At 72.7% G+C, this 5,047-nt stretch carries 3 protein-coding genes; all 3 read left to right on the forward strand.

Annotated elements, in window-relative coordinates; genetic code table 11:
* Positions 1–291: 291 nt before the first annotated feature.
* The 3 genes from ACWF41_RS21070 to ACWF41_RS21080 all read left to right on the forward strand — a co-directional run bounded on the left by ACWF41_RS21070 (position 292) and on the right by ACWF41_RS21080 (position 4,961).
* Positions 292–2,796: a beta-N-acetylglucosaminidase domain-containing protein gene (locus ACWF41_RS21070; protein ID WP_380326688.1), complete on the forward strand. Its 2,505-nt coding sequence runs from the start codon at positions 292–294 to the stop codon at positions 2,794–2,796.
* 81 nt (positions 2,797–2,877) lie between these two features.
* Positions 2,878–4,026, forward strand: a complete 1,149-nt coding sequence (locus tag ACWF41_RS21075; RefSeq protein ID WP_380326685.1) for a glycosyltransferase — start codon at positions 2,878–2,880, stop codon at positions 4,024–4,026.
* Between the two features lie 317 nt (positions 4,027–4,343).
* A complete protein-coding gene (locus ACWF41_RS21080) occupies positions 4,344–4,961 on the forward strand; it encodes a 50S ribosomal protein L25/general stress protein Ctc (protein ID WP_380326682.1) in 618 nt (205 codons plus the stop codon).
* The last annotated feature ends 86 nt before the right edge of the window (positions 4,962–5,047 follow it).

Here is a 5,047-nt window from a genome sequence, read left to right on the forward strand (position 1 = left end):
GAAGCAGATCCACAGCAGCGTGGGCGGGGTGGCGTTGTCTGGTGTTGACCGTCCCCCCACCGCGGCCCCCCCCGCTCCGTCTTTGCTTTCCCCACCGACACCCCCCCCTCCCCCCCCCGCGCTCCGTCGTCTCCGGACCGGGTGACCGGCCTCCCGCGCGGCAACTGGTCCGGACCAGTTGCCCTGGGGGTCGTGGGCCTCTACTGTCGTGCCCGGCGCACCGATGTTATGGATAACGGTTCCGGCATCGGGCACAACGCCGCCGACTACCGAGCTCAGAGACGAGGTCCGATGTCGTTCGAAGCCAGCCCCGAGACGCCGCAGCCGCCGCTCCCGTCGTCGCCCCCACCCGCCGCCCGGCAGGTCCGCCCGCCCGGTTCCCGCACCTCGCGGCGTGCCGGCACCGCCGTCGCCGCCGCGGCGCTCCTCGCCACCGTCGCCGGAGGCCTCGCCGCACCCGGCGCGGTGGCCGAGCCGGCCGCCGGCTCCGCCACGGGGTCCACGGCCGACGCCGGACCGGCCGACGCCGTGTTCCCCACCCCGCAGGAGGCGACCGCCAACGGCGACGAGTTCCCCCTCGCGGGCAGGGTCACCCTCGTCGTCGGTGAGGACACCGACGAGTCCGCCGTCGCCGCGACCCGGCGGGTGCTCGCCGACGCGGGCGCGAAGGTGGCTGTCACCGTCGCGGACCGCGCCGACGCCCCGGTCACGGGCAAGCGCGTCTACCTCGGCGCGGCGGGCGACAACCCCGCCGTCGCGGGGGTGCTCCAGCGGATCGGCGTCGACGGCGCGCAGGACCTGCCCGCCGACGGCTACGTCCTCGCGACCGGCCGCGACGCAGGCCCCGTGCTCGTCCTCGACGGGCACGACGACACCGGCGCGTTCTACGCCGCCCAGACCCTGCGCCAGCTGGTGCAGGCGGACGGCGAGGTCGCCGGTGTCCAGGTGCGCGACTGGCCGCTGATGGAGATCCGCGGCGCGATCGAGGGCTTCTACGGGATCCCGTGGTCGCACCAGGCGCGCCTCGACCAGCTCGCCTTCTACGGCAAGCACAAGATGAACACCTACGTCTACACGCCGAAGGACGACCGCAAGCTGCGCTACGAGTGGCGCGACCTGTACGAGGGCACCGAGCTCGACCAGCTCCGCGAGCTCGTGGAGACCGCCAACCGCAACCACGTGAAGTTCACGTTCGCGCTCTCGCCCGGCAACGACGTCTGCTACTCGTCGCAGGAGGACTTCGACGCCACGGTGCGCAAGTTCGACCAGCTGCGCGACCTGGGCGTGACGAGCTTCTACGTGGCGCTCGACGACATCCCGCTCGAGCTGCACTGCGACGCCGACAAGGAGAGGTTCACGGCGGGGAGCTGGGGCTGGCTCGCGGACGCGCAGACGTACTACCTCAACCGGATCCAGCGCGAGTACGTGGTCCCGAACGGCCTCGAGCCGCTGCAGACCGTGCCCACCAACTACGCCGGCAGCGGGGAGGACCCGTACAAGAGCCGGTTCGGCGACGGCCTCGACGACGACGTCCGCGTCCAGTGGACCGGCGAGGGCGTGTTCTCCCCGACCGTCACGACCGCGTCCGTGCAGAAGGCGGTGCGCAGCTACCGCACCGACCACCTCTACATCTGGGACAACTTCCCCGTGAACGACGGCCGGCGGAACCGGCTGTTCCTCAACCCGCTCACCGGAAGGGACCCGGAGCTGTACCGGTACATCGACGGCTTCACGTCCAACCCCATGATCGAGCCGTACGCGTCGATGCCGTCCCTCGCGGACTACGGCGACTACACGTGGAACCCGCCCGCCTACGACGCCGACGCGTCGCACGCGAACGCCCTCGACGAGCTCGCCGGGGCCGACCCGGCGGTCCGCGACGCGCTCGGCCTGTTCGTCGACCTCAACCAGCACTGGCCGTACCGGTCCGGCAGCCCGAAGGCGCCCGGCCTCTCGGCCGACGTCGACGCGTTCTGGGCCGCCTACGACGCGGGCGACGACGCGGGCCGCTCCGCGCTGCTCGACAGGCTCGCCGCGATCGAGGAGCTCCCGTCCGCCCTCGCGCCGATGGCGGAGCCCGGCTTCGTCGCCGACTCCACGCCGTGGATCGACGCCGCGTCGCAGTGGGCGTCCGCGCTCCTCGCGGAGGCCGACATGCTCGCGGCGCTCGAGGACGACGACGTCGCGACGGCGTCCACGCGGGCGGCCGCGGCGCGCGAGCAGCTCGCCCTCGCCGGCCGGGCCACGGTCGACGACCAGGGCTCCGACGGCGTGTACCGGGAGGACCAGATCGTGCCGAGCGTCGGCGACGGCCGGTTCGAGGAGTTCTCGGCGAAGGCGTTCCGGATCTTCTGCGCCGCCGCGCCGGACGACGCGTCGTGCCCCGTCCCGACGCTGCCCGGCACGGTCAGCACGTCGCTGCCGCAGTACTCCACCTACACCCCGGCGAACATGGTCGACGGCGACGACGCGACCCTGTTCTGGTCGTCGCGGGCCGCCCGGGCGGGCGACGAGATCCGGTACGACCTCGACGAGCCGGCAGCCGTGAAGTACGTCGCCGTGCACATGGCGGACAACGACACGGCCCCCGGCGACATGATCCAGCACGGGCGGATCGAGGTGTCCGCCGACGGCTCGACCTGGACCACGGTGGGCACCTTCGACAACACCCCGCTCGCGGAGGTGGTGCTCGACGAGCCCGTCGAGGCGAGCCACGTGCGGGTCGTCGCGACCGCCGCGAACGCGAGCTCGTGGGTCAAGGTGCGCGAGCTGGTGGTGGCCGAGCGCACGCCGTGACCACCGCGTCGGCGCGCACGCCGTGAGCCCGCGGCCCCGTCCCGGCGAGCTGCCAGGACGGGGCCGTAGGCTGTGCGGACGATGGAGGCGCTCGTGGACGTGACCGTGCTGGTCCCCACCTACAACGAGGGACCGAACGTCGCGGAGCTGGTGCGTCGGCTGACCGCGGCGCTCGGCGACGGCGCCGTGCCCGGGGGCGTCGAGATCCTCTTCGTGGACGACTCCACCGACGACACCCCCGCCGAGATCGAGCGGGTGGCCGCGACGGCGGGCCTGCCCGTGCGGATGATCCACCGCGCCGCGCCCGACGGCGGGCTGTCCGGCGCCGTCGTCGCCGGCCTCCACGCCGCCGCAGGGGAGCGCGTGGTCGTCATGGACGGCGACCTGCAGCACCCGCCCGAGATGGTCCCCGTGCTCCTCGCCACCGCGCGCGACACCGGCGCGGACGTCGTCGTCGCCTCCCGCTACACCGGCAAGGGCGACGCCGGCGGGCTCGACGGCCGCTACCGGCGCTGGGTGTCCAAGGCGTCCGGCCTGCTGGCCCGGTCGATGTTCCCCGTGAAGCTGCGCGACGTCTCCGACCCCATGACCGGCTTCTTCGTGGTGCGCCAGGGCGCCGTCGACCTGTCCGCGCTGCAGCCGCGCGGGTTCAAGATCCTGCTGGAGATCCTCGCCCGGCAGCGCCTGGTCGTGGTCGAGGAGCCGTTCGTCTTCGGGGAGCGGTTCGCCGGCCGGTCCAAGGCCACCATCGCCAACGGGCTGCGGTACGTGCAGCAGCTCACCCTGCTGCGGTTCGGGCGGCTGTCGCCGTTCGCGCTGATCGGCGCCGCCGGCGCCGTCCTCAACCTGGCGATCCTCGCCGCGCTGCAGGTGGTCGGCATGCACTACCTGCCGGCCGTGATCGTGGCCAACGGCGTGACGATCGTCATCAACTTCCTGCTGCAGGAGCGGTTCGTCTTCGCCGACCTGCGTGACGGTGCCCACGGTTTCTGGGGCCGGTTCGTGCGGTCGTTCGCCTTCAACGGCACCGAGGCCGTGGTCCGCACCCTGCTGCTGTGGTGGATCGTGGAGCGCGCCGTCCCGCACCCCGAGGTGGTGCAGGCCGTGCTCATCCTGGTCGCCTTCGTCGTGCGGTTCGTCTTCCAGGCGCAGGTGGTCTACCGCCCGCGCGGCGCCGCCGGGTCGCGCGGGCGCTCGCGCGACCGCTCGGGGGAGCGCGCCCGCCACTGAGGCGGGCTATACTCGTCCGGTTGCCTCGGCGAGGGACGTCTGACGGGCGCCGGTCACGCAGGTTCGGTCGAGCTGGTTCAGCCGGTACGACGACTGCGACGCTGCCGCCACCCGCAGAGCAGGATCCGTCGGATTTCCGTGATCGACTGGGCGGCTGTCGGTGCACCACTCTCGCTGGTGCCCCCACGGCGCGCTCTCGATCGCGTCCGTCACGTGTCCCACGCCGACGCAACCGCCGTTCGCGGGGACCACCCCTCGTGGACAGCCGACGGCTCCCTCTGGCCGTCGGCACGCACAGACCTCCAGGAGTGATCCACGTGTCCGACATCAAGCTCGCCGCCGAGGCCCGCACCGAGTTCGGCAAGGGCGCCGCCCGCCGCATCCGTCGCGAGAACAAGATCCCCGCCGTCCTGTACGGGCACGGCACGGACCCGCTGCACATCACGCTCCCGGGTCACGAGACGATGCTCGCCGTGCGTCACTCGAACGCCCTGTTCACCATCGAGCTCGACTCCACCTCCGAGATGGCCGTCGTCAAGGACATCCAGCGCGACGCCGTCCGCGGCACCATCGAGCACATCGACCTGCTGCTCGTGAAGCGCGGCGAGAAGATCGCCGTCGAGGTCACCGTGAACGTCGTGGGCGAGTCGGCCCCCGGCACCATCCACTTCGTCGAGGCGCAGACCCTGTCGGTCGAGGCGCTCGCCACCAACCTGCCCGAGTCGGTCGACGTCTCGATCGAGGGCCTCGAGGCCGGCCAGCACGTCACCGCCGGCGAGGTCGAGCTGCCCGAGGGCGCCATCCTGCTGACCGACCCCGAGGCCGCCGTCGTGCAGATCGCCGAGCCGCGCGGCGAGGTCGCCGCCGAGGACGAGGAGGCGGAGGAGGGCGCCGCCGAGGAGTCCGCCGAGGCCGCCGAGTCGACCGAGGGCTGACACCTTCATCGCTGTGAGCGGGCGTTTGGCCCACTTCCTCCCCCCCCGACAGGGGACAAACCACCCCCCCCCCCCCTCTTTTTTGC

This window comes from Isoptericola sp. NPDC055063 (assembly GCF_053608125.1).